This is a genomic window from Haloferax sp. S2CR25, from assembly GCF_031624535.1.
Classification (GTDB): domain Archaea; phylum Halobacteriota; class Halobacteria; order Halobacteriales; family Haloferacaceae; genus Haloferax; species Haloferax massiliensis.
Window position 1 is genome coordinate 1 of sequence record NZ_JAMQOO010000031.1, and the last position, 1,156, is coordinate 1,156.

1 rRNA gene is annotated in these 1,156 nt (G+C 57.5%); it reads right to left on the bottom strand.

Annotation, left to right across the window (positions count from 1 at the left end):
* Nucleotides 1-1,097, bottom strand: a 16S ribosomal RNA gene (locus NDI65_RS22140); the annotation flags it as partial.
* Between the last annotated feature and the right edge of the window lie 59 nt (nt 1,098-1,156).

Consider the following 1,156-nt stretch of genomic DNA (forward strand, 5'->3'; position numbering starts at 1 on the left):
ATGTACCCAGCCAGTCGAAACTGCTGCTGGCAATTAGAAGTGCGGGTCTCGCTCGTTGCCTGACTTAACAGGACGCCTCACGGTACGAGCTGACGGCGGCCATGCACCTCCTCTCTATAGCGTCGTGATAAGGTCATCAACCTGATCGTCATCACTATAGTCGGAGCTGGTGAGATGTCCGGCGTTGAGTCCAATTAAACCGCAGGCTCCTCCGGTTGTAGTGCTCCCCCGCCAATTCCTTTAAGTTTCATCCTTGCGGACGTACTTCCCAGGCGGCTCGCTTCTCGGCTTCCCTACGGCACAGCACAGGCTCGTAGCCTGTGCCACACCTAGCGAGCATCGTTTACAGCTAGGACTACCCGGGTATCTAATCCGGTTCGAGACCCTAGCTTTCGTCCCTCACCGTCGGATCCGTCTTCTCGAGGTGCTTTCGCCATCGGTGGTCCGTCCAGGATTACAGGATTTCACTCCTACCCCGGACGTACCCCTCGAGCCTTCCGGTCCCAAGCCACGTGGTTTTCACCGGACGCCCGCCAGTTGAGCTGGCGGATTTCCCGATGAACCTTCGTGGCCGGCTACGGACGCTTTAGGCCCAATAATATCGGCCATCACTTGAGCTGCCGGTATTACCGCGGCGGCTGGCACCGGTCTTGCCCAGCTCTTATTCCACGACCGCCTTACAGTCGTGAAAAGCGAGGACTATATGCCCTCGCACTTGGGGTCCCCTTATCGCACTTGCGTGCAGTGTAAAGGTTTCGCGCCTGCTGCGCCCCGTAGGGCCCGGAATCTTGTCTCAGATTCCGTCTCCGGGCTCTTGCTCTCACAACCCGTACCGATTATCGGCACGGTGGGCCGTTACCCCACCGTCTACCTAATCGGCCGCAGCCACATCCTACAGCGCCTGAGCGTTTCGGGGAGTCGGCATTCCAGCATGACTCCCGTATGAACTATTAGCCTCAGTTTCCCGAGGTTATCGTTCTCTGTAGGGTAGTTTGGCCACGTGTTACTGAGCTTTTCGCCACGAGTATGAACTCGTGCAACTAGCATGGCTAAATCGGACCCCAATAGCAATGACCTCCGGCAGGATCAACCGGAATGGGTCGCGACCATTTAAACCTGGTCGCGGGGTGTTGGCGGGTGAATGGCAGCGTATTGC